The organism is Nonomuraea sp. AD125B, from assembly GCF_041402765.1.
Lineage (GTDB): Bacteria > Actinomycetota > Actinomycetes > Streptosporangiales > Streptosporangiaceae > Nonomuraea > Nonomuraea bangladeshensis.
This window is the reverse complement of sequence record NZ_JBGLOU010000008.1, coordinates 106224-128344: the sequence shown is the minus strand read 5'-3', so window position 1 is coordinate 128344 and position 22121 is coordinate 106224. Positions and strand designations below refer to the sequence as shown.

At 72.8% G+C, this 22121-nt stretch carries 21 protein-coding genes; 13 read left to right on the top strand and 8 right to left on the bottom strand.

Features of this window, described 5'->3' with window-relative positions:
- Position 1 precedes the first annotated feature (1 nt).
- Positions 2-460 carry an SRPBCC domain-containing protein gene (locus tag ACBR40_RS22190; RefSeq protein WP_344209680.1) on the top strand — a complete coding sequence of 153 codons (459 nt, stop codon included), beginning with the start codon at positions 2-4 and terminating at the stop codon, positions 458-460.
- Positions 461-463: 3 nt separating this feature from the next.
- Here ACBR40_RS22190 and ACBR40_RS22185 read toward each other — a convergent pair whose 3' ends face one another.
- Both ACBR40_RS22185 and ACBR40_RS22180 read right to left on the bottom strand, forming a co-directional pair.
- A complete protein-coding gene (locus ACBR40_RS22185; RefSeq protein ID WP_371249975.1) occupies positions 464-3745 on the bottom strand; it encodes a BTAD domain-containing putative transcriptional regulator in 3282 nt (1093 codons plus the stop codon).
- 52 nt (positions 3746-3797) lie between these two features.
- Positions 3798-4145, bottom strand: a complete 348-nt coding sequence (locus tag ACBR40_RS22180) for a nucleotide pyrophosphohydrolase (protein WP_344209684.1) — start codon at positions 4143-4145, stop codon at positions 3798-3800.
- A 42-nt stretch (positions 4146-4187) separates the two neighbouring features.
- Here ACBR40_RS22180 and ACBR40_RS22175 point away from each other — a divergent pair, with 42 nt between their 5' ends.
- Entirely contained in the window at positions 4188-4628 is a 441-nt protein-coding gene (locus tag ACBR40_RS22175; RefSeq protein WP_371249974.1) for a MarR family winged helix-turn-helix transcriptional regulator, read from the top strand.
- 50 nt (positions 4629-4678) lie between these two features.
- Positions 4679-5503 carry an alpha/beta fold hydrolase gene (locus tag ACBR40_RS22170; protein WP_371249973.1) on the top strand — a complete coding sequence of 275 codons (825 nt, stop codon included), beginning with the start codon at positions 4679-4681 and terminating at the stop codon, positions 5501-5503.
- On the opposite strand, the gene ACBR40_RS22165 is transcribed toward ACBR40_RS22170, so the two are convergent.
- The gene (locus tag ACBR40_RS22165; RefSeq protein WP_344209690.1) at positions 5484-6236 is read right to left on the bottom strand and encodes a maleylpyruvate isomerase N-terminal domain-containing protein; all 753 of its coding nucleotides are present in this window, start codon (positions 6234-6236) and stop codon (positions 5484-5486) included. The genes ACBR40_RS22170 and ACBR40_RS22165 overlap by 20 nt on opposite strands.
- A gap of 31 nt (positions 6237-6267) precedes the next feature.
- The gene (locus tag ACBR40_RS22160; RefSeq protein WP_344209692.1) at positions 6268-7278 is read right to left on the bottom strand and encodes a LacI family DNA-binding transcriptional regulator; all 1011 of its coding nucleotides are present in this window, start codon (positions 7276-7278) and stop codon (positions 6268-6270) included.
- Positions 7279-7453: 175 nt separating this feature from the next.
- Here ACBR40_RS22160 and ACBR40_RS22155 point away from each other — a divergent pair, with 175 nt between their 5' ends.
- The 7 genes from ACBR40_RS22155 (at position 7454) to efeB (ending at position 15275) form a co-directional block, all read left to right on the top strand.
- The gene (locus tag ACBR40_RS22155) at positions 7454-8743 is read left to right on the top strand and encodes an extracellular solute-binding protein (protein ID WP_371249972.1); all 1290 of its coding nucleotides are present in this window, start codon (positions 7454-7456) and stop codon (positions 8741-8743) included.
- Positions 8740-9699, top strand: a complete 960-nt coding sequence (locus ACBR40_RS22150; protein ID WP_344209696.1) for a sugar ABC transporter permease — start codon at positions 8740-8742, stop codon at positions 9697-9699. The genes ACBR40_RS22155 and ACBR40_RS22150 overlap by 4 nt, the downstream gene beginning before the upstream one ends.
- Positions 9696-10538 carry a carbohydrate ABC transporter permease gene (locus ACBR40_RS22145; protein ID WP_371249971.1) on the top strand — a complete coding sequence of 281 codons (843 nt, stop codon included), beginning with the start codon at positions 9696-9698 and terminating at the stop codon, positions 10536-10538. The genes ACBR40_RS22150 and ACBR40_RS22145 overlap by 4 nt, the downstream gene beginning before the upstream one ends.
- Positions 10539-10546: 8 nt before the next feature.
- Positions 10547-11914 carry a cellulase family glycosylhydrolase gene (locus ACBR40_RS22140; RefSeq protein WP_344209700.1) on the top strand — a complete coding sequence of 456 codons (1368 nt, stop codon included), beginning with the start codon at positions 10547-10549 and terminating at the stop codon, positions 11912-11914.
- Between the two features lie 86 nt (positions 11915-12000).
- Positions 12001-12831, top strand: a complete 831-nt coding sequence (efeU, locus tag ACBR40_RS22135; protein WP_344209702.1) for an iron uptake transporter permease EfeU — start codon at positions 12001-12003, stop codon at positions 12829-12831.
- Between the two features lie 11 nt (positions 12832-12842).
- A complete protein-coding gene (efeO, locus tag ACBR40_RS22130; protein WP_371249970.1) occupies positions 12843-13991 on the top strand; it encodes an iron uptake system protein EfeO in 1149 nt (382 codons plus the stop codon).
- 12 nt (positions 13992-14003) lie between these two features.
- Complete coding sequence (gene efeB, locus ACBR40_RS22125) at positions 14004-15275, top strand: iron uptake transporter deferrochelatase/peroxidase subunit (protein WP_371249969.1); 1272 nt, start codon at positions 14004-14006, stop codon at positions 15273-15275.
- A gap of 19 nt (positions 15276-15294) precedes the next feature.
- Here efeB and ACBR40_RS22120 read toward each other — a convergent pair whose 3' ends face one another.
- Positions 15295-15840 (bottom strand): CGNR zinc finger domain-containing protein, encoded by a 546-nt coding sequence (locus ACBR40_RS22120; protein ID WP_344209708.1) that lies wholly within the window; start codon positions 15838-15840, stop codon positions 15295-15297.
- A gap of 29 nt (positions 15841-15869) precedes the next feature.
- Here ACBR40_RS22120 and ACBR40_RS22115 point away from each other — a divergent pair, with 29 nt between their 5' ends.
- Complete coding sequence (locus tag ACBR40_RS22115) at positions 15870-16787, top strand: arginase family protein (RefSeq protein ID WP_371249968.1); 918 nt, start codon at positions 15870-15872, stop codon at positions 16785-16787.
- A gap of 7 nt (positions 16788-16794) precedes the next feature.
- Here ACBR40_RS22115 and ACBR40_RS22110 read toward each other — a convergent pair whose 3' ends face one another.
- The 3 genes from ACBR40_RS22110 to ACBR40_RS22100 form a co-directional block, all read right to left on the bottom strand.
- Positions 16795-17097, bottom strand: a complete 303-nt coding sequence (locus ACBR40_RS22110; protein WP_371249967.1) for a hypothetical protein — start codon at positions 17095-17097, stop codon at positions 16795-16797.
- Between the two features lie 16 nt (positions 17098-17113).
- On the bottom strand, positions 17114-17338 hold the full coding sequence (locus ACBR40_RS22105; RefSeq protein WP_344209714.1) for a hypothetical protein: 225 nt from the start codon (positions 17336-17338) through the stop codon (positions 17114-17116).
- Between the two features lie 99 nt (positions 17339-17437).
- The gene (locus ACBR40_RS22100; RefSeq protein WP_371249966.1) at positions 17438-19048 is read right to left on the bottom strand and encodes a DUF4434 domain-containing protein; all 1611 of its coding nucleotides are present in this window, start codon (positions 19046-19048) and stop codon (positions 17438-17440) included.
- Positions 19049-19162: 114 nt separating this feature from the next.
- Here ACBR40_RS22100 and ACBR40_RS22095 point away from each other — a divergent pair, with 114 nt between their 5' ends.
- Complete coding sequence (locus ACBR40_RS22095; protein WP_344209718.1) at positions 19163-19978, top strand: SDR family oxidoreductase; 816 nt, start codon at positions 19163-19165, stop codon at positions 19976-19978.
- An 81-nt stretch (positions 19979-20059) separates the two neighbouring features.
- Positions 20060-21562 (top strand): alpha/beta fold hydrolase, encoded by a 1503-nt coding sequence (locus tag ACBR40_RS22090; protein WP_371249965.1) that lies wholly within the window; start codon positions 20060-20062, stop codon positions 21560-21562.
- Positions 21563-22121 lie beyond the last annotated feature (559 nt).

Sequence of the window (22121 nt, the reverse complement as noted above, 5' to 3'; positions counted from 1 at the left end):
GATGCCGCAGACCGCCGAATACACCATCACCCGCCGCTTCGCCGCCCCGCGCCACCGCGTCTGGGCCGCCTGGACCGACCCGGAGCGCTTCTCGCGGTGGTTCGGGCCGCGCGGGATGGCCACGCCGCTCGGCCGGATCACCCTGGACGCCGTGCCCGGCGGGGTCTGGCGGGCCACGCTGGTCGGCGAGGAGGGGTTCGAGGTGACGCTGGACGGCCGCTACCGCGAGGTGCGCGCGCCCGGCCGGCTGGTGTTCACGACCGGCGACCCCGACGCCCCCGGAGACGGCCCGGCGTCGGTGGTGACCGTGGACCTCGCCGCGACCGGCGACCGCACCGAGATGCGCTTCCACCAGTACGGCGTCAACACCGACCCCGAGCACGCCGAGCAGGCGAAGGAGGGCTGGGTCGAGTTCTTCGACCGGCTCGCCGAGCACGTCGAGCGCGCCCCGCGGGGGTGAGCGTCAGAGCAGGTCCTGGACCTCGTCGAGCTTGCGGGCCGCGCCCTCGGCGTACGCCTCCGCGTACGCCTGCGCGCCGATGCCGTCGCGCACCCGTGCCGCGATGCGGTCGAACTCCTCCTGCTCCGCAGGACCTGCGGGCAGGTCGAGCCGCTCCCTGTTGGCCGCGGCCAGCCCCAGCAGCCGCGCGGCCCGCGTGCTCGCCCCGGAAGCGGAGGCCGCGCCGACCACGGCCCACGTCAGCGTCCGCGGGTCGCCGATCCTGCGGGCCGCGACGATGGCCTCCTCCTGCAGGGCCAGGGCGGCGGCCTGGTCGCCGCGCGCCTCGCGTACGTGGCCCAGCTCGGTCAGCACGTCCGCCACGTGCACGGCGGGCTCGACGTCGGGATCGCGCGGCACGCCCTCCAGGAGCCGGAGCAGGTGCCGCTCGGCCAGGTCGAGCCGGCCGGCGCGGCGGGCGGCGAAGGCGACGCCCATCTCGCCCATGCTCTCGCCCTCCCGGTAGCCCTGGTCGGCGGCCATCTTCCTGGCGCGCTCGCACAGCTCGATGGCGCGCTCGTACGCGCCGCTCTCCAGGGCGACCCAGCCGAGCCAGGCGGTGTGGGTGGCGACCTCCGGCCACAGGCCGAGGTCCTCGGCCATCCGCAGGCCCTCGCCGAAGAGCCGGTTCGCGCGCTCGGTGTCGCGGCTCATCTCGGCGGCCGAGGCCAGCCACTCCGTGGCCCGCAGCAGGCCCCAGCGGTCGCCCAGCGCGGTGAAGATCCGTACGCTCTCGCCGGCGCAGCGGTCGAGCGCCTCGTGGTCGCGCCGGGTGAAGGCGTCCCTGGCCTGGCAGGCGAGGGCCGCCGCCTCGCCCCACCGGTCGCCGACGGCGCGGAAGGCGGCCAGCGCCCGCTCGTTGAGCTCCTGGCCGGTCGGCATGTCCCTGACGTGCATGCCGACGAACAGCTCGGCCCTCGCCCGCTGCCCGGGATCGGCGACGGCGGCGAGCACCGGCCGCCAGTCGACCTGCTCGCCCAGCATCATGGCGAACCCGGCGTGCCAGGCGGCCACCCGCGCCCGTTCCGGGGAGTCCGGGCCGGGCACCGACAGGGCGGCGGCCAGCGAGCGCCGGCCCTCGGCCAGCCGGCCGCGCAGGAACCAGTACCAGGCCAGGGCGTTCACCAGCCGCGCCGCGCTCGCGGCGTCGCCGGTGCCGACGGCGGTGTCGAGGGCGGCGCGCAGGTTGGCGGCCTCGGCGTCGAGGCGCAGCAGGCGGTCGCGCTGCTCGTGGCCGTACAGACCCGGTTCGCACTCCTCGGCGAGCGCCAGGTAGTGGCGCAGGTGGGCGCGGCGGACCGCGTCGAGCTCGCCCGCCTCCCCCAGCCTGGCCAGGCAGTACGCCGCCACCGACTCCAGCAGCCGGTAGCGCACCCCGGCCGGGGAGCCGGCGACGACCACGAGCGAGCGGTCCACCAGCCGGGGCAGCAGGTCGAGCACGTCCAGCGCCGGATCGCCGTCGGCGGACCCAGCCTCGGTGGACACGGCCTCGGCGGCCTCCAGCGTGCAGCCCTCGGCGTGCACCGCCAGGCGGCGCAGGACCCGCCGCTCCTCCTCGGAGAGCAGGTCCCAGCTCCAGTCGATGACCGCGGTCAGCGTCTGCTGGCGGGCCGGCGCGCCGCGCGACCCGGCGGCGAGCAGCCGGAACCGGTCGTCCAGCCGGGAGGCCACCCCGTGCACGCCGAGCGCGCGCACCCGGGTCGCGGCCAGCTCCAGCGCCAGCGGGATGCCGTCGAGGCGGCGGCAGAGCTGCGCGACCGCCTGGGCGTTGCCCGCGTCCAGGGCGAAGCCGCGCGCGGAGGCGGCGGCGCGGGTCACGAACAGCCGGACCGCGTCCGAGCGGGCCATCACGGCGAGGTCCGTGCCGGCGGGCAGCTCCAGCGGGGGGACGCTCCACAGCACCTCGCCGGCCACGGACAGGGGCTCCCTGCTGGTGGCCAGCACCCGCAGGTCGGGGCAGGAGCGCAGGAGCAGCTCGGTCAGCTCGGCGACCTCCGCCACGACGTGCTCGCAGTTGTCGAGGACGAGCAGGGCGTGGCGGTGCCGCAGCGCCTCGGCGAGCTGCCCGGCCACGTCGGCGGAGTCGGCGTACTCGCGGATGTCCAGCGCGGCCATGACGGCCTCGGCGACCGTCCGCGGCCCCGCCGTCCCGCCCACCGGGGATGCGCCCGATGCCGCCCCGCCCGCCGGGGATGCGCCCGTTGCGGGCGCGTCCCCCGCCGTCCCGCCCATGGCGAAGACGTCCCGGCCCGCGTCGTGGAGGCCGGTCCGTACGGCCTGGTCCAGCTCGACCAGCCAGGCGCCGTCGGCGAAGCCGTCGAGGAGCCGGTCGGCGGCGGCCAGCGCCAGCCGGGTCTTGCCGACCCCGCCGCTGCCGGTGAGCGTGACCAGCCGCTCCTCCCCGACCAGGCCGCACACCTCACTCAGGGCCTCGTCGCGGCCGATCAGCTTGCTGACGGCGGCGGGCAGGTTCGTGAGCGGGCGCCCGGCCGGGAGGCTGAGCGCCGGGTCCTGGCCGAGTATCGCCTGGTGCAGCGCCACGAGCTCGGGCCCGGGATCGAGGCCGAGCTCGTCGGCCAGCCGCTCGCGCAGCTCGGCGTAGCCGGCGAGGGCCTCGCTCTGGCGGCCCGCCCGGTACAGCGCCCGCATGTGCACCGCCCGCAGCCGCTCCCTGAGCGGGTGGCGGGTCACGAGGTCACCGAGCTCGCCCACGAGCAGCGCGTGCTCGCCCAGCTCCAGCCGGGCCTCGGCGTGCTGCTCCAGCGCCGACAGCCGCTGCTCCTCCAGGCGCAGGATCGCGGCGCGGGTGTACTCCTCGTCGGCGAAGTCCGCGTACGCCGGGCCGCGCCACAGCGCCAGCGCCTCCCCCAGCAGCCCGGCCCTGGTCCGCGGGCTGCTCGCGGCCTCGGCCCTTGCCAGCAGCTCCGTGAACCGCCCGGCGTCCACCGCGCCGGCGTCGGGCCGCAGCAGGTAGCCGGGGGCGCGCGAGACCACCAGGTTCTTGCCGCCCGCCTCGGCGTCCTCCAGCGCCTTGCGCAGCTGCGACACCCGGACCTGGAGCGCGGCGGCCGGGTTGCCCGGCGGCTCCTCGCCCCACAGGTCGTCGACCAGCCGGTCCACCGAGACCGGGTGGCCCTCGTGGACGAGCAGGTCCACGAGCAGCGCCCGCACCTTGAGGCCGGGGATCGTCACGGCCTCGCCGGCGTCGGTCCACACGGCCAGCGGCCCCAGCACTCCGAAACGCATGTTCGACAGCCTATGCGGGGGTTCGTACCCACGAGAAGATCGCGCGCGCCCCTTACGGCGGGGCCTTGCGGGCCGAGCCCCGGTAGCGGTCGGCGTCGTAGCGGCGCTCGTTGTCGGCCAGTTTGTCCGTGGCCGCCGCCAGCAGGTCGACGCCCAGCACGTCGGCGAGGCGCACCAGGTAGAGGGTCACGTCCCCCAGCTCGGTGCGCATGCGGGCCAGCGCCTCGGGGCCGGGGTCCGCGGACTCGGCGGCGGTGAGCCACTGGAACTCCGCCACCAGCTCCCCCACCTCGCCGGCCAGCGCCATCGCCAGGTTCTTCGGCGTGTGGAACTGCTCCCAGTCGCGGGCGCGGGCGAACTCCCGCAGGCGGCCGGCCAGGTCCTCCAGGTCCGTCGTCACGCCGCACGACCTTATCCCTTTCCTGCCGGTAGGTTGCTGACCGTGAATGGCGTCGAGTTGTTCCTGCTGGGCCGCGCCCTGATGAAGATCGGCGAGGAGGCGATGCCGGTCGAGGGCATCGGCGAGCACTCGACGAGCGTGCGCACGGTGCTGATCGTGGTGAGCGATCTGCGCGGCCATCCCGGCACCACGGTCGGGGAGATCGCGGCGCGCACCGGCCTGCCGCAGAGCGCGGTGTCGGCGGCCGTGGCGCGGCTGCGTACGGCGGGGGCGGTCCTCGCCGACACCGACCCCAGGGACCGCCGCCGGACGATCATCCGTGAGGCCCCGGAGACGTCGGACCGGGTGACCCGCGTCCGCGACACCCCGGTGGACGACGCCGTCGCCGCCGCCCTGGGCACGGACGACGGCGAGCAGGTCCGCGAGGTCGTCGAGGCCCTGGAGAAGCTGGCCGACCGCCTGCTCCCCGGCCTCCGCCGCTGAATAATCCATCAGACTTGATACATCAAGGTTGATGGATTAGGGTCGTCGGCATGCCCACCATCACCATCCCCGGCGGCTCACTCCACTACGAGCTGCGCGGCACCGGCCCCCTCCTGCTGATCTCCCAGAGCGGAGAGGGCGACGCCGACCGCACCGCCGACCTCGTCGGCCACCTCGCCGACTCCCGCACCGTGATCACCTACGACCGCCGCGGCCTCGGCCGCAGCACGATCCCGGACACGACCGTGAGCGTCAGGGAGCACGCCGACGACGTCCACCACCTGCTCGCCTGCCTCACGGACGAGCCCGTCGTCATGCTCGGCCAGAGCCTCGGCGCCTCCATCGGGCTCCACCTGGCCGCCGACCACCCCGAGCAGATCGGCCTGCTCATCGCGCACGAGCCCGTCTCCCCGTGGCTGCTCCCCGAGTCGGAGCGGGCCCACCACCGCGCCGAGCTGGCCGCGATCCGCGACCTCTACCTCGCCACCGACCTGCCCACGGCGCTCAAGGAGGTGACCCGCGTGCTCGGCATCACGCCCGGCGGCGACGCCGAGCCCGGCCTGACCCCGTTCCCCATGACGGCCGAGCGCGAGGCCGCCTTCGACTTCTTCATCCGGCACGACTTCCAGGCCGTCATCGACGACCCCGGCCCCGGCGACCCCGCCGCCTGCCGCGTGCCGGTGCTCCCGGCGGCCGGCGAGCGGACCCCGGCCGCCGTCTTCGACCGCCGGTGCGCCGACCGGCTCGCCGAGCTCACCGGCGTGCCGCTCGCGGTCTTCCCCGGCGGCCACAACGGCAACCTCAGCCACCCCCGCGCCTACGCGGCCCGCCTCCGCGAGGTCCTCGCCGCCCCTGTCACTGAGTGGACTCCTTGAGCAGCCACCGCAGCCGCTCCACCGGCGCGCCGTCGCCGCCGAAGGTCAGCCCCGTCCCGTCCTGCCGTCCCCACAGCCAGAGCAGGACGTCCTGCGGCGCTCCCGCGACCGACGCGGCCCCGCTCGCGCGCTCGCCCCGCGCGACCTCCACCCCGGCGGGCGTGGCCCGCACCAGCCAGCGCTCCTCCCCCGCCGCGATCGAGACCGGCCGCCCGTCGGCCTGGGCGAGCCCGTCGCCGAACTCGGCCGCGCTCGTGGTGGTCTCGTAGGCCAGCATCACCGTCAGGATCTCGTCCACGCCGTCGGCGGCGAGGTCGTCGGGCACCGGCGTGACGGGCGTGCCGGCCGCCTGCTCGGCGTCGATCCGGTGCACCACGGTCTCCAGCGCCATCCTGCGGATCCAGAACCCGACCGTCTGGTCCGGGTCGTACCAGGTGAGCGCGGCCTCGCCGGGCTCGCGGGCGGCGAACTCGGCGCGCAGCTCCGCGTAGGACCGGTCGAGGCGGTGCAGCGGGCCCGCGGGGTCGGGCTCCGGCGGCCACGGCTCCGGCCAGGCGCCGAGGCGCATGGTCTCCGCCTTGTGCAGGTAGACCTCGCCCACGTGGCCGACCAGGTCGGCGAGCGTCCATCCCGGACAGGACGGCACGGGCGCGGCGAGATCGGCGGCCCCGGCGGCCCGCAGCCGCCGGTGGTCCTCCTCCAGCAAAGCCAGGTAACGAGCGGAATTCAGCACACCCCACTAAAGCAGCCCGGCGGTACGGCTGCTACGGGTGGCGGGCGGTGCTCTCGCGGACGATGAGCTCGGTGGCGAGCTCCACGCGCTTGGTCTCGGGGACCTCGCCGCGCCCCATCGCCAGGACCGTACGCGTCGCCAGCGCGGCCATCTCCTGCAACGGCTGGCGGACGGTGGTCAGCGGCGGCCAGGCGGACTTGGAGAGGGGCAGGTCGTCGAAGCCGACCACGCTGAGGTCCTCCGGCACCCGCAGCCCGCGCTGCCGGGCGGCCTCGAAGACGCCGAAGGCCATCAGGTCGCTGCCCGCGAAGATCGCCGTCGGCGGCTCGGCCAGGTCGAGCAGGGCGTGACCCTCGTCGTGGCCGGAGTCGACGAGGAAGGTGCCCCGGCGGACCAGCTCGGGCACGAGCGGGACGCCGGCGGTCTCCAGCGCGGCCCGGTAGCCGTCGATGCGGGCCTGGCTGCAGAGCATGTCGGCCGGGCCGCTGATCATGCCGATCCGGCGGTGGCCCAGCTCCAGCAGGTGGCGGGTGGCGGCCAGGCCGCCGTTCCAGTTGGTGGCGCCGACCGAGATCACGCCGGGCGCGGGCTCGCCCTCGGGGTCCACCACCGCGAACGGCAGCGCGCGGGCGCCGAGCTGCGCCTGGATGCCGGTGGACAGCCGGGAGGCGACGATCACCACCCCGTCGGTGCGCCGGGCGGCCAGGCGTTCGAGCCAGTCGCGGCCGGGCCCGGCGTGGGTGTGCAGGACCGAGATGACGACGCTGGCCCCCGCCTCGCGGGCCGCGCTCTCCGCGCCCCGGACGATCTCCATCGCCCACGGCGACTCGATCTCGGCGAACACCAGGTCGATCAGCCCGGCCGGGGTGTCGTCCTGGCTGACGCGGCGCTGGTAGCCGCGCTCCTGGAGCAGCCGCTCCACCTTGTGGCGGGTGGCAGGGGCTACTTCCGGGCGCCCGTTGATGACCTTCGAGACCGTGGGGATGGAGACCCCCGCCTCTTCCGCGATCAGTGCGATCGTGACCCGCCTCTTCGCTGACACGATCGGGAGTGTATCCGAAAGTTTCGGTTCGGCGTCGCTCGGAACCGGGGTGTTGACGCGTTACTTCTAGGTTACTTAAGCTCCGGGCAAAGAAAATATCGGGGGTTATACGAAAGTTTCGCTCTGTTCCGCCAGGCTCGGCGTGCTCCGCCCAGCAGAGAAGGGACCCCTCGGGATGAAACGCAGTGTGGTGTTGATCGCGACCGCGGTGCTCGTGGCCGGCTGCGGCGGAGGTGGCGGTGGCGGCGCCGCGACCTCCGGGTCCGGCGAGAGCGCCGCCCCTGCGAAGGTCACCCTGGAGTGGTGGCACCTGTCGACCGCAGAACCGCTGAAGACGCTGTGGGCGCAGCGGGCCAAGGAGTTCATGGCCCAGAACCCCAACGTCACCATCAAGGCGACGGTCCTGGAGAACGACGCCTACAAGGCCAAGCTCACCACCATCACGCAGTCCGGCAAGGCCCCCGACGTCTTCGCCACCTGGGGCGGCGGCGTGCTCAGGCAGCAGATCGACGCCGACCTGGTGAAGGACCTCTCCTCCGACGTCGCCGACGTCCTGCCCGGCTTCACCACGGCGGCGCTCAGCGCGTACCAGTTCGACGGCAAGACCTACGGCCTGCCGACCGACATCGGCATGGTCGGCTTCTGGTACAACAAGAAACTCTTCGCCAAGGCCGGCATCGAGCAGCCGCCCGCCACCTGGTCGGAGTTCCTCGGCGACGTCAAGAAGCTCAAGGACGCCGGCGTCACCCCCATCGCCCTGGCGGGCAAGGAGAAGTGGCCGGGCCACTACTACTGGGCCTACCTCGCCATGCGCATCGCCGGGCTCGACGCGCTCAAGCAGGCGGCCGTGGACAAGAACTTCAGCACGCCGGACTTCATCGCCGCGGGGCAGCAGGTGAAGGCCCTGGCCGACCTGCAGCCGTTCCAGAAGGGCTTCCTCGGGGCGGCGTACTCCACGCCCGACGGGCAGGCCGCCACGATCGGCAACGGCAAGGCCGCCATGGAGCTGATGGGCCAGTGGGCCCCGTCCGTGCAGAAGGACGCGGGCAAGGGCCTCGGCGACGACCTCGGCTTCTTCCCCTTCCCCGCCGTCGAGGGCGGCAAGGGCTCGGCCACGGACGCGTTCGGCGGAGGCGGCGGCCTGGCCGTCGGCAGGGACGCGCCGAAGGAGGCCGTGGACTTCGTGAAGTTCATGACCCGGATGGACAACCACACCAAGGCCGTCCAGGCCGGCGGCGTCCTGCCGGTGCTCAAGGGCGAGGAGAGCGCGGTCACCGACCCCAACCTCAAGCAGGTGGCCACGATGCTGGCCGGCGCGACCGGCTACCAGCTCTACCTCGACCAGGCGTACCCGCCGGCCGTCGGCCAGCAGGTCAACGACAGCGTGGCCGAGCTGATCGCCGGCACCAAGACGCCTGAGCAGGTCGCCCAGGCCATCACCGAAGTGGCCAAGACCGAAGAATGACGACACTGACCCGAGGGCCGGAGGCGGCCAGGCTTCCGGCCCCCGCCCCCGCCGTCAGACACCGTGGCCGCGCGCTGACGATCGCGCTGTTCGTCCTGCCCGCGCTGGTGCTGTTCCTGCTGCTGGTCGTGGCGCCGATCCTGGTCGCCTTCTACGCCAGCGCGTTCCGCTGGAACGGGTTCGGCGGCCTGCCCACCAACTTCATCGGCTTCGACAACTTCACCCGGCTGTTCGGCACGGAGATCTTCCGGCGGGACCTGTGGCACCTGCTCGTGCTGGTGCTGCTGTCGGTCTGCGTGCAGCTGCCGCTCTCGCTGGCCATCGCGCTGCTGCTGAACCAGCGCATCCGCGGCCGGGCGGTGTACCGGCTGGTGTTCTTCGCGCCGTACGTGCTGTCCGAAGTGATCACCGGCGTGTTGTTCTCGCTGATCCTCGCGCCCGACGCCGGGATGGCCAACCAGCTGCTGGCGCTGTTCGGCGCCGACTCCGACTGGCTGGCCGACCCGGACACGGTGATGCCGTCGCTGTTCCTCGTCATGACGTGGAAGTACTTCGGCTTCCACATGATGATCTATCTGGCCGGCCGCCAGAACATCCCGGACGAACTCGTCGAGGCCGCCCAGATCGACGGGGCGAGCGGCTGGAAGGTGTTCAGGCACATCACGCTGCCGCTGCTCGGGCCGACGATCCGGATCAGCGTCTTCCTGTGCGTCATCTACACGATCCAGCTCTTCGACCTGGTCTGGATCCTCACCCAGGGCGGCCCGTCGCACTCGTCGGAGACGATGGCCGTGACGATGTTCGAGTGGGGGTTCAAGCGCTCCCAGGTCGGCTACGCCAGCGCGATCAGCGTCGTGATGTTCGTGCTCAGTCTCGTCTTCGCCCTGTTCTACCAGCGGTTCGTGATGCGCCGTGACCTGGAGGGCGCGACCACCAGCATGGGAGGCAGGCGATGAGCCGCGGCAAGAAGCAGGCTCCTCGGCGCAACACGCTGCCGCTGCATCTCATCGCGTGGGTCGTCGGCGCGTTCGTGCTGATCCCGGTGGTCTACGCGACGCTCGGCGGGTTCAAGCGCAACAGCGAGCTGTCCACGAACCCGTTCGGGCTGCCCTCGACCTGGGTGACCGGCAACTACACCGACGTGCTGGCCTCGTCGTCGTTCTGGTTGCAGCTCTGGAACAGCACGTTCATCGCGGTCGTCACCACCGTGCTCACGGTGGGGGTGGCGGCGCTGGCCGGGTTCGTCTTCGCCCGGTTCGCCTTCCGGGGCAGGGAGGCGTTGTTCACGCTGTTCACGGCGGGGCTGATGTTCCCGTTCGCGGTGGCCATCCTGCCGATCTTCGTGCTGCTGCGCGCGCTCGGCCTGCTCGGCGACCCGCTCGGGGTCATCCTCGTGCAGGCGGCGTTCGGGCTGCCGCTGACGATCATCATCCTGCGCGGCTTCTTCCGCAGCATCCCCGGGGAGATCGAGGAGGCCGCGATCATCGACGGGTGCAGTCCGTTCGGGTTCTTCTGGCGGATCCTGCTGCCCATGGCCAAGCCCGCCATCGCCACCGTCTCGGTGCTCGCCGTCGTCGGGAGCTGGAACAACTTCATGCTGCCGCTGGTGGTCTTCACCGAGGAGGCCAACTGGACCCTGCCGCTCGGCATCCAGCAGTTCCAGGGCCAGTACGCCTCCGACACCGCCCGCATCCTCGCCTACCTCGTCCTGGCCATGATCCCGGCGCTCGGGTTCTACGCCGTCGCGGAACGCCACCTGGTCGGCGGGCTCACCGCCGGCGCCACGAAGGGATGACCTCTGACATGCTGCGTGTGTCCGGAAACCACCTCGTCACACCCGACGACCAGCCGGTACGGCTCCGCGGGGTGGGCCTCGGGGGCTGGATGAACATGGAGAACTTCGTCACCGGCTTCCCCGCCAACGAGAGCTCGATGCGCGCCGCGGTGCGGGACGTGCTCGGCGAGGAGCGGGCCGAGCTGTTCTTCGACCGCCTGCTGACCTCGTTCTTCACCGAGCGGGACGCCGAGCTGCTGGCCGGCCTCGGCATGAACTGCGTGCGCATCCCGGTGAACTACCGCCACTGGGAGTCCGACGAGCGGCCCTTCGAGATCGACCCGCGCGGCTTCCGCCACCTCGACCGGGTGATCGGCCTGCTCGGCGCGCACGGCATCTACAGCGTCATCGACCTGCACGCGCTGCCCGGCTCGCAGAACCAGCACTGGCACTCCGACAATCCCACCCACGTGGCGGCGTTCTGGCAGCACCGCCACTTCCAGGACCGGGTGGTGCACCTGTGGGAGGTCCTGGCCGACCACTACCGCGACAACCCCTGGGTCGCCGGCTACAACCCGGCGAACGAGCCCGCCGACGTCACCGGCCGGGTGATCGGCCCGTTCTACGACCGGCTGGTGAAGGCGGTGCGCGGCGCCGACCCGCACCACGTGCTGTTCCTGGACGGCAACACCTACTCCACCGACTTCTCGATCTTCCGTGAGGTGTACGAGAACACGGTCTTCGTCATGCACGACTACGCCCTCGCCGGTTTCGCCCACGGCGGCCCGTACCCCGGGCACACGCGGGGCGAGTGGTGCGACCGGGACGAGCTGGAGCGGACGTTCGCCAAGCGCTCCCGCTTCCAGCGGGAGACCGGGACGCCGTTGTGGGTGGGTGAGTTCGGGCCGGTCTACACCGGGGACCCGGAGAAGGACGCGCAGCGGTACCAGATCCTGCGCGACCAGCTCGCGATCTACGACGCGGAGGGGGCGGGCTGGTCGCTCTGGACGTACAAGGACGTGGGGTTGCAGGGGCTGGTGCACGCGGCGGGGCCGTACCTGGACAGGTTCGGGGGCTTCCTCGACAAGAAGCGGCGGCTCGGGGTGGACCGCTGGGGGTCGACGATGGAGGAGGGCTCGGACGTGCTCGGGCCGCTGCACGAGCTGGTCGAGACCGAGTTCCCCGGCTGGGACCCCTACCCGTGGGGCGCCCGCTACCAGAGCGACGACCTGATCAGGCACATCCTGTTCGCGCAGGCGCTGCTGCCCGAGTACGCCGAGCTGTTCCGCGGACTCGGCGACGACGAGCTGACCGCGCTCGCGGACTCGTTCCTGCTGGAGCGGTGCGTACGCCGCGAACCGCTGCTCGAACTGCTGACCGAGAACCTGGCGGGGTGACGACGAACACACCGGGCACACATGGACAGAACGCCGCGGGAGCTCTAATTTAGGGGAGCCTTACCTAAGAACCCGCGGGAGTGTCCGTGTTCGCCAGCTATCTCATCGGGCTGCGCGAGGGCCTGGAGGCGACACTCGTCGTCTCGGTCCTCGTCGCCTTTCTCGTCAAGAGCGACCGCAAGGACCGGCTCCCCCAGGTCTGGGCCGGCGTGGGCGCCGCCGTCGCGCTGTCGGCGGCGTTCGGCGCGCTGCTGACCTTCACGGCGGCCCACCTGGCGTACACGGGGCAGGAGCTGTTCGAGTCGATCGCCTCGCTGCTGGCCGTCGTCTTCGTCACCTGGATGATCTTCTGGATGCGGCGGGCGGCCCGCACGCTCTCCGGCGAGCTGCGCGGCAAGCTGAGCGACGCGCTGGAGCTGGGCCGGCTCGCCGTGGCCGTCATGGCCTTCCTCGCCGTCGCCAGGGAAGGGCTGGAGACCGCCCTGCTGTTCTTCGCCTCCGCGCAGGGCGCCGCCACGACCGCCGAGCCGCTGATCGGCATCACGCTGGGCGTGCTCACCTCGGTCGCCATCGGCTGGGGGCTCTACCTCAGCGCCGTCAGGATCAACCTCACCAGGTTCTTCACCTGGACCGGGCTGCTGCTCATCGTGGTCGCGGCGGGCATACTCAAGTACGGCGTGCACGACCTCCAGGAGGCGGGCGTGCTGACCGGCCTCGCCACGCCGGCCTTCGACCTCGGCGCCTCCCTCCCCGCCGACTCCTGGTACGGCATGCTGCTGGCCGGGATGTTCAACATCACCCCGCAGCCCAGCGTCGCCGAGGTCGTCGCCTGGGCCGCGTACCTGCTGCCCGCCCTCGTCCTCTTCCTCCGCCCGCGGCGGACGTCCCTGCCCGCGGCGCCCACCGCCGCGGCCTGAACAGGAGCACCATGCGTACCGTCCTCCGCCTGTCCACCGGCGTGCTCGCCGTGGCCGCACTCACCGCCTGCGGCTCCTCCGGCGGCTCCTCCGGCGGCGACGCCGCCGCGCCGGCCGCCTCCGGCTCGCCGGGGAAGATCGCCGTGGCCGCGTCGGACACCGCGTGCGAGGTGCCGGTCACGGAGGTGCCCGCGGGCACCACGACGTTCACGATCACCAACGGCGGCAGCAAGGTGACCGAGTTCTACGTGCTCGCCGCGGGCGACCGCATCATGGCCGAGGTCGAGAACATCGTGCCCGGCCTGACGCGGGAGCTCATCGCGGAGCTGCCGGCCGGCACGTACGAGACCGCCTGCAAGCCCGGCATGGTCGGCAAGGGCATCCGCAACCCGCTCAAGGTCACCGGCGAGCACCAGCCGCTCACCGCCGACGCCCAGCTCGCCGCCGCGGTGACCGGCTACAAGCGCTACGTCAAGACGCAGAGCGACACGCTGCTGGTCAAGACGCAGGAGTTCGTGGACGCCGTCAAGGCGGAGAAGATCGACGAGGCGAAGGCGCTGTTCCCGGTGGCGCGGACGTACTGGGAGCGCATCGAGCCGGTGGCCGAGATCTTCGGCGACCTCGACCCGGCCATCGACGCCCGCGAGGCCGACCTGGCCGAGGGCGAGAAGTGGACCGGTTTCCACCGGATCGAGAAGGACCTGTGGATCCACAAGGACGTGAGCGAGGACGGCCCGATCGCCGACAAGCTCATCGCCGACGTCAAGACCATCGTCGGCAAGGCCAACGCCGCCGAGCTCACCCCGCTCAACCTGGCGAACGGCGCCAAGGAACTGCTCGACGAGGTCGCCACCGGTAAGATCACCGGCGAGGAGGACATCTGGTCGCACACCGACCTCTGGGACTTCGCGGCCAACCTCGAAGGCTCCAAGGCCGCCGTGCAGTCGCTCCGGCCGGTGCTGGAGGAGCGGGCTCCCGATCTGGTCAAGACGCTGGACGAGAAGTTCGCCGCGGCCGAGGCGGCGCTGGAGGCGCACCGCAGGGGCGACGGCTGGCAGCTCCACGACGAGCTGTCCAAGGCGCAGCTCAAGACCCTGTCCGACGCGATCAACGCGCTCGGCGAACCGATCAGCAAGATCGCCCCTGTGGTGGCGAAGTAGCGGGAGGACCCCATGTCCGAGCTCACCGGGAACGGGCGGCGGATGAGCCGGCGGAGCCTGTTCGGGCTCGGCGCGGCCGGCGCGGCGGTGGCCGGGGCGGGCGCGGTAGGTGCGCGGTCGCTGCTCGACGAGCCGCCCGTCGCGCACGCCGCCTCCACCTCCGCCCCCTACCCCTTCTACGGCGAGCACCAGGCGGGCATCGTCACCCCCGCCCAGGACCGCCTGCACTTCGTCGCCTTCGACGTCACCACCGGCGACCGGGCCGAGCTGATCGACCTCCTCCAGGAGTGGACCGCCGCCGCGGCCCGGCTCACGCAGGGCAAGGAGGCGGGGTCGTTCGGCGCGGTGGGCGGCGACCCGGCCGCCGCGCCCGACGACACCGGCGAGGCGCTGGGGCTGCCCGCCTCGGGGCTGACGCTGACCGTCGGATTCGGGCCGTCGCTGTTCGACGAACGGTTCGGGCTGGCCGGCAGGCGGCCCGCCGCCCTCGCCGACCTGCCGAAGTTCCCCGGCGAGCAGCTCGTGCCGGAGATCTCCGGCGGGGACCTGTGCGTGCAGGCGTGCGCGCACGACCCCCAGGTCGCCGTGCACGCCATCCGCAACCTGGCCAGGATCGGGTTCGGCCGGGTGTCGGTGCGCTGGTCGCAGCTCGGCTTCGGGCGTACGTCGTCCACGTCCCGCGCGCAGGCGACCCCGCGCAACCTCATGGGCTTCAAGGACGGCACGAACAACCTCAAGCTGGAGGACGCGGACCTGCTGCGCGAGCAGCTCTGGGCGGACGCCGGGGACGGCGCGGCCTGGATGGCCGGCGGCACCTACCTGGTCACCAGGAAGATCCGCATGACGATCGAGACCTGGGACCGCACGTCGCTCACCGAGCAGGAGCAGATCTTCGGGCGGGACAAGGGCGAGGGCGCGCCGCTGGGCGCGAAACGCGAGTTCGACCCGCTGGACTTCGCCGCCAAGGGGCCGGACGGACAGCCGCACATCGCGCCGAACGCCCACGTCCGGCTGGCCCACCCGAGCTCGCACGGCAACGCGCACCTGCTGCGGCGGGGCTACAACTTCGTGGACGGCTCCGACGGGCTCGGCCGCCTCGACGCCGGCCTGTTCTTCATGGCCTACCAGCGGGACCCGCGCAAGCAGTTCGTGCCGGTGCAGCTGCGGCTGGCCCGCGAGGACCCGCTGAACGAGTACATCAAACACGTCTCCAGCGGCCTGTTCGCCTGCCCACCCGGCGTCCGCGACGCCTCCGACTACTGGGGCCGCACCCTCTTCACCTGACCGGGTGCCGGTGCCGACGTCAGCCGCGGTGGCGGGCGCGGGAGGCGGTGGCGTGGGCGCGGTTGGCGCAGCGGGTGGAGCAGAACTGGCGGCGGCCCGGGCGGCTGCGGTCGACGAAGGCGTCGCGGCAGGGGCGGGCGGCGCAGAGGCGCAGGCGGTCCCAGTCGCCGGCCGAGGCCAGGTCGAGGAGGTCGGCGACGGCCCGTACGGCGAGGCGGGCCGCCAGCGGCGGCCCGCCGCGCTCGGGGGCGGCGGTGAGGCGTAGGCGTGGGATGCCGGCGTGGTCCTCGACGGTGGCGGCGAGCGGGAGGCCGGCCGACCACCGGGCGAGGGCTCGGGTGCGGAGCTCCGGGGTGTCGCGGGTCAGGACGTCGCGCAGTCGCGAGCGCACCTGCCGTACGGCGTCGAGGTCGGCGGCAGCGGGCGCGTCCGCGGGTTCGCCCAGCTCAGCGCAGAAGCGGGCCAGGGCCGCCACGTCCGGGAGGCGTTCCGGGTCGTCGAGCCATTCGTCCCACGTGTTGGCCAGGTCGATGGCCACGACCCCGGTCTCGGCGAACTGGCGCATCCGCACTCCCTCTTGCTAACGTCACGAGTATGAGCATCATAACCCCTGACGCAACCCGCCGCCTGACCGTGCTCGACGCGCCGTCCAACCTCGGCCTGCGCCCGCCCGCGCCCGGCGTCGTCCCCGGCTGCTACAAGGCCCCCTGGGCGCTGCGCGACGCGGGCCTCGTGGCGCGGCTCGGGGCCGCCGACGCGGGCGCGCTCGTCCCGCCCCGGTACGTCGCCACCTGGCAGCCGGGCGACGGCGTGCGCAACGGCCCCGCCATCGCCGCCTACGCCCGCAGGCTGGCCGACCGGGTCGCCGCGATCCGGGCGGACGGCGGCTTCCCGGTGCTGCTGGGCGGCGACTGCTCGATCCTGCTGGGCCCCGCGCTGGCGCTGCGGCGGGCCGGCCGGTACGGGCTGGCGTACCTGGACGCGCACTCCGACTTCCGCCACCTCGGCAACTCCCCCCACGTCGGCTCGGCGGCGGGCGAGGACGTGGCGCTGGTCACCGGGCGCGGCGACGGCTACCTGACCGACCTCGACGGCCTGCGCCCCTACGTCAGGGACGAGGACGTGATCCTGCTCGGCGTCCGCGACGACGATGACCTGCCGGAGCTGGCCGACAGCGGGCTCGCGTACGTCCCCGGCAGCGACATCGACCTCGATCTGGCCAGGAAGGTGCTGGTCCGGGACGAGCTGGACGGGTTCTGGATCCACGTGGACGCCGACGTCCTCGACCCGTCGGTCCTGTCCGCCGTCGACTCCCCCACCCCCGGCGGCCTCGACGCCGCCCAGCTCACCGCCCTCCTGCGCGGCCTGCTGGCGCTGCCCGGCGCGGCCGGGCTGGAGGTGACCATCCTGGACCCCGACCTGGACGAGGACGGCGGCCAGGCGGCGCTGCTCGCCGACATCCTGGTCGACGCCCTGACCGGGTGGTCGCAGGCGAGGGCGGCCAAGGGCTGACCTCGGATCAGCCGTGGTAGCGCACGTGTCCTTTCCAGGAGGAGGCGTCCGTCTGCAACTGCGCCTCGGTGGTCATGATCGTGTAGCCGATCTGCATGAGATATATGGCCTGCTGCTCCGCCAGTTTCAGGGCGGTGATCCTGGCAGAGACCGACTGGGAGTACCAGTTGCAGGGGTTGGCGCAGGCGAAGGCCGCCTGGGCGCCTGACGTCGTGGCGGTGGCCGCGGTGGCCGCCGTGGGGGCGAGAACTGCCGCGATGAGGCCCCCGGCCAGCAGTGCGGTCCTGATGAAAGTGTTCTTGGCGTACACGATGAGTCCTCTTCGATCAGGCGTAATAGAAGTAGTAATAACCGCTGCTGACGCGATAGCAGCCGGTGGTGGGGTCGGTGGGATATCCCTGTGCGTGTTTCACCGACCGGTCGAAATTGCACTTCGCCTGCGTGTCGAACATGCCGACGTAATTCCACTGCGCAGCCTGCGCGGGGAGGGCGGAGGCCGCCAGTGTGAGGGCGGCCATGCCGGCGGCGGCCAGGGCTGTGCGAACGCGCATGTGTTTCCTCTCGGAGCGGGTTCGGTTCTCCCCTCCAACCTGCCTTGGCGGCCGCGCGCGTCCCAGGGCGGTGACCGGACATCGACCGGACATCTTCTCCTAGGGCATGACGTAGGGGGTGGTGCTGCTCTCGCCGGCCCCGTTCGTCGCCGTGATCGCGGTGAACGGCGCGCCCGGCGTGTACGGCACCCACGCCGACTCCAGCCGCCCCCGCCCGTACCAGCCCTGCTCGACCGTCACGCCCTCCGGCTCGAAGCGGAGGGTGCCGCCCCGCAGGTTGTGGCCCTCGACGAGGATGCCGGCCTGCCCGTTCATGTCCTTGCGCACGGCGCTGACCACGACGGGCTCCTGCCAGCCGCTCGCGATGTCGTCGGCCAGCGAGGGCGTGTCGTAGCGGGCCTGGCAGGTGAAGAACGGCTCCCACCCGTACGAGATGATCTTCTGGGCGTGCGTGCCGGCGGCCATGACCTGCCGGTCCAGGCGGCTCTTGGTGGTCCGCCCGCGCAGTGGCAGCGGATCGACCCGCCCGCACTCGCCGTCCACGGGCGAGGGCTCGAAGCCTTCGATGTTCACCCACAGCTCCACGCCGGGCGGCACCCGCCGGGCCGCCGCCGCGATGTAGTCGCGGGTGGCCCCGTAGTACGCCTGCGCGTTGCTGACGTCGCCGACCACGGGCACCAGGCGCGGCTCGACCTTGGCGTCCCGCTCGTGCGGGCCGTGCACGGGGACCTTGCCGGTGCCCCGGCCGTCCTGCACCGCGACGGCCATCGGCGCGCCCGCCCGGGTGCGGGCGAGGTCGGCGAGCCCGTCACCGGCCTGCTCGGGCGGGAAGCCGCGGCCCCGGCGGGCGTCGATGTACGGGCTGACCAGGATCGTCCTGCCGGGCAGCGTGGCGGCGACGGTCGCGTGCTGGGCGGCGTACAGCTCGATGATCGGATCGTTCGGCGCGCGGTCGCGCATGGCCAGCTCGAACGACTGGTAGACCCCCGCGAACGCCGCCGACCCCCCGAACCGCGCCCGGTAGTCGGCCAGCACCCGCCCGGTGAACGCGGTCAGCGCGTCGGTGTGGTCGTGGTCGGGCTCCCAGGTCTTGCCGGGCTCCTGCGACGCGGCGGGCAGCCCGGGGAAGACCTTCATCCCGTACGCCGCCGCCTCGCTCATCAGGTTGCCGAGCCCGTCGCCGTCCGTCGAGATCAGCACGAGGTCGTGGACCGGGTCGTCGCAGGACGCGGCCAGCGACACCCGGTAGAAGACCCGCTCGCCGGCCTCGACCCGCCGGTCCAGCCCCTGGCAGCGCAGCAGTCCCGGCCCGAACTCCTCGCTCGTGGTGTACGTGTACACGTGCCGCACCCGCTTGCCCGGCACCTCGGCGCAGGGCCGCCCGTCCACGACGCAGTCCGCGAAGCCGGGATCGGGCTCCCCCGCGTCGAACCGCGGCCCGAACGTGATCAGCGTGTCCCCGCCGATCTGGTGGACGGCCTCGACCATGCGCCGCGTGACGCACGGGTCGGCACGCGGGATCACCCAGTAGCCGGTGACCGCGTAGGGAGCGCTCACCCGCGTGTCGCGCGGCTCGCACTCCTCCGGCGACCGCGCCGGCCCCTCCGACACGGCCGGCACGACCACCCCGACGACCAGCCCGACGAGCACCGCGACGGCCGCCATCGCCGCCACTCCCCACAGGATCCGGTGCACCCACGCCCCTTCCACGCCCGGCTCCAGCCTACGTAGTCGATCTGCCCCGTGGCCGGGCGAAAAACGACCCCGGTGCGCTCCCGCCCCGGCGGGGCACGGAAAAATGGGCCCCGAAGGGGGTACGACATCGTGCACATCGATCTCAGCGGGAAGACCGCGCTCGTCACCGGCTCGACCCAGGGCATCGGGGCGGCCATCGCCGCCGGGCTGGCGCGGGCGGGGGCCCGGGTGGGCGTCAACGGCAGGAGCGAGGGCGGGGTGGCGGCGGCCATCGAGCGGATGACCCCGGGCGCGCCGGACGGCCTGCCCGCCGCCGCGGCGGCCGAGCTGGTCGCCGCGCCCGGCGACGTGTCCACCGAGGAGGGCTGCGCCCAGGTGCTGAGCCTGCTCCCGCAGGTGGACATCCTGGTCAACAACCTCGGCATCTTCGGCGCCCGGCCGGCGCTGGAGATCGACGACGCCGAGTGGCGGCACTACTTCGAGGTCAACGTGCTGGCGGCGGTGCGGCTCACGCGGGCGTACCTGCCGGGGATGAAGGAGCGCGGCTGGGGCCGGATCCAGTACATCGCCAGCGACTCGGCGGTGACGATCCCGGCCGAGATGATCCACTACGGCATGACGAAGACGGCGCTGCTGGCCGTCTCGCGCGGGTTCGCGAAGGAGGCGGCGGGCACCGGGGTGACGGTCAACTCGGTGATCGCCGGGCCGACGCACACGGGCGGCGTGGAGGAGTTCGTCTACCAGCTCGTGGACCGCGACCTGCCGTGGGAGGAGGCGCAGCGGGCGTTCATGCGGCAGCACCGGCCGCAGTCGCTGCTCCAGCGGCTGATCGAGCCCGAGGAGATCGCCAACATGGTGGTCTACCTCAGCTCGCCGTACGCCTCGGCGACCACGGGCGGGGCGCTGCGGGTGGACGGCGGCTACGTGGACGCCATCCTGCCCTGATCGAGGGGATCCCCTGAAGGAGAGGTCCGTCCCCCACTCGCGGGGGAGGCCGGCGGCGCGCCCCGGGCCCAGCCTTGAGTCATGATTCTCCGGACCTTACTGGCCAGTGCCCTGGCGCTCGGGGCGCTCGCCGCCCCCGCCTCGGCGTCCCGGCAGCCGTCGGTGACCTGGCACGAGTGCCCCGCGTACTCCGACGACGTCCTGCGCTCGATCGGCGTGCCCGACAAGGAGTTCGCGAAGTTCCGCGCGCTCTACGGCCGCACCGAGTGCGGCACGCTGCCGGTCCCGCAGGACTACGCCGACCCCGGCGGCAAGCAGATCACCATCGCCTTCACCCGGCTGCGGGCGAGCGACCGGGGCCGCCGCCTCGGCAGCCTCGCGGTCAACCCCGGCGGTCCCGGCGGCAGCGGCTACCTGATGCCGATCGACCTGGTCATGGGCGGCATGAAGCTGAACGAGCGCTACGACCTCATCGGCCTCGACCCGCGCGGCACCGGCTACAGCACCAAGGCCGCCTGCCGGCCGCCCGAGCAGGGGCCCCCGCCGCCCGGCCCGGTCACCGAGCAGCAGGCCCGCGCGGTCTACGCGGCGACCGTCGCGGCCAACCAGGCGTGCGCGGCCACCGACCCGGGTCTGCTCGGCCAGCTCACGACCGCGAACGCGGCCCGCGACCTCGACCGGCTCCGCGCCGCGCTCGGCGAGCGCACGATCGCCTTCCTCGGGGTGTCGTGGGGCACCTGGTTCGGCGCCGTCTACCGCAGCCTGTTCCCGGACCGGGTGCGGGCCATGTGGCTGGACAGCGTGGCCGTCACGGAGCCGAGGTTGGACGTCTTCACCGAGGTGCGCGCCCGCGCCACCGACCGCGACTTCCGGCGCATGGCCGCCTGGATCGCCGCGCGGGACGACACGTACGGCTTCGGCGACACCAAGGCCGAGGTGATCGAGGCGCTGACCCGGCTGCGCGAGCGCTTCGCCGCCGACCCCGTGACCTTCACCGACATCGACATGACCGTGGACGGCCGGATGATCGCCGAAGCGGCCGGCCAGCCCAGCCCCGCCTGGCGGGACGTGGCGCAGGTGCTCAAGGAGCTGGTCACCGCAACCGGCCCGGACGCCCCGCCCACGCTCAAGAGACTCGCGGGCGGCGAGCGGCCCGCTCCGCCGGCCGGCGCGCCCGAGCGCGGCAACAAGCCGGCGAACATCGCCTACTTCTGCAACGAGGACTCCGGGCCGCGTACGTTCGAGTCGGCGTGGCGGGCCTACCAGGAGCGGCTGACGCGGTATCCGGTGACCGGCGAGGCCACGGCGTTCGTGCCGAACTGCGCGGGCTGGCCGCTGCCGGTGCGCGAGGTCCGGCTGCGGGGCGGCGGCGGGCCGCTGATGTTGTCCGGCCACCTGCACGAGAGCCCGTCGCCGTACCAGTGGACGCTCGACATGCGGGCGGCGATCGGCGGGACCGTGGTGACCGTGGACGACGACGTGCACGGCTCGGGGCTGCGGACGCCGGACTGCGTGGCGGCGGTGGTCGCCTTCTTCGAGATCGGCCGGCGGGTGCGTACGTGTGAGGGGGTCCCGCTGCCCTAAAGCGGGTGCCGCGCGTTCGAATCCTGTCGGGGGCACTCGCCTAGATCGCCGTGTTCGGCCACTGACCTGCGGTTTCACAACCGCAGGTCTTTTTCGTCGCGGGGCACCTGCACCCCCGCGACGGGCTCAGCCAACCGGGCGATGCCGCCGGCAGGGCGGGTGATCGAGGTGGTGAACCGGTCGCTGCGCGCGGGGGTGCACCTGATCCTCGTGACGGAGCACCAGCAACTCGAGATCCTTCGACAGGTCAGAGCGAACCAGCGCCGCCGGCAAGCCGAACAAGCACCTCACCAACCGGTAGACCAGCGACAAAAGCCTCGCGCCGGTCGCAGCCGCTGCCCCGCTTCATGCAGCGAAAGGTGCGGTCCAGAGCACGATACCGAATTGACGTGCGGGACACGGTCCGGAGGAACCGGAAACGGCCGCCTTTTGAAGGCGATAATCTGAGAATTATTCATTTCGTCGGGCGTACCCAAAAGATCTTGGCAAAGCTCGCTTCTCGCGGAAGTCTCCCATTGGCAAGGAGTGGCCGATTGCGGCCACTCGGGGACTTTCCGTA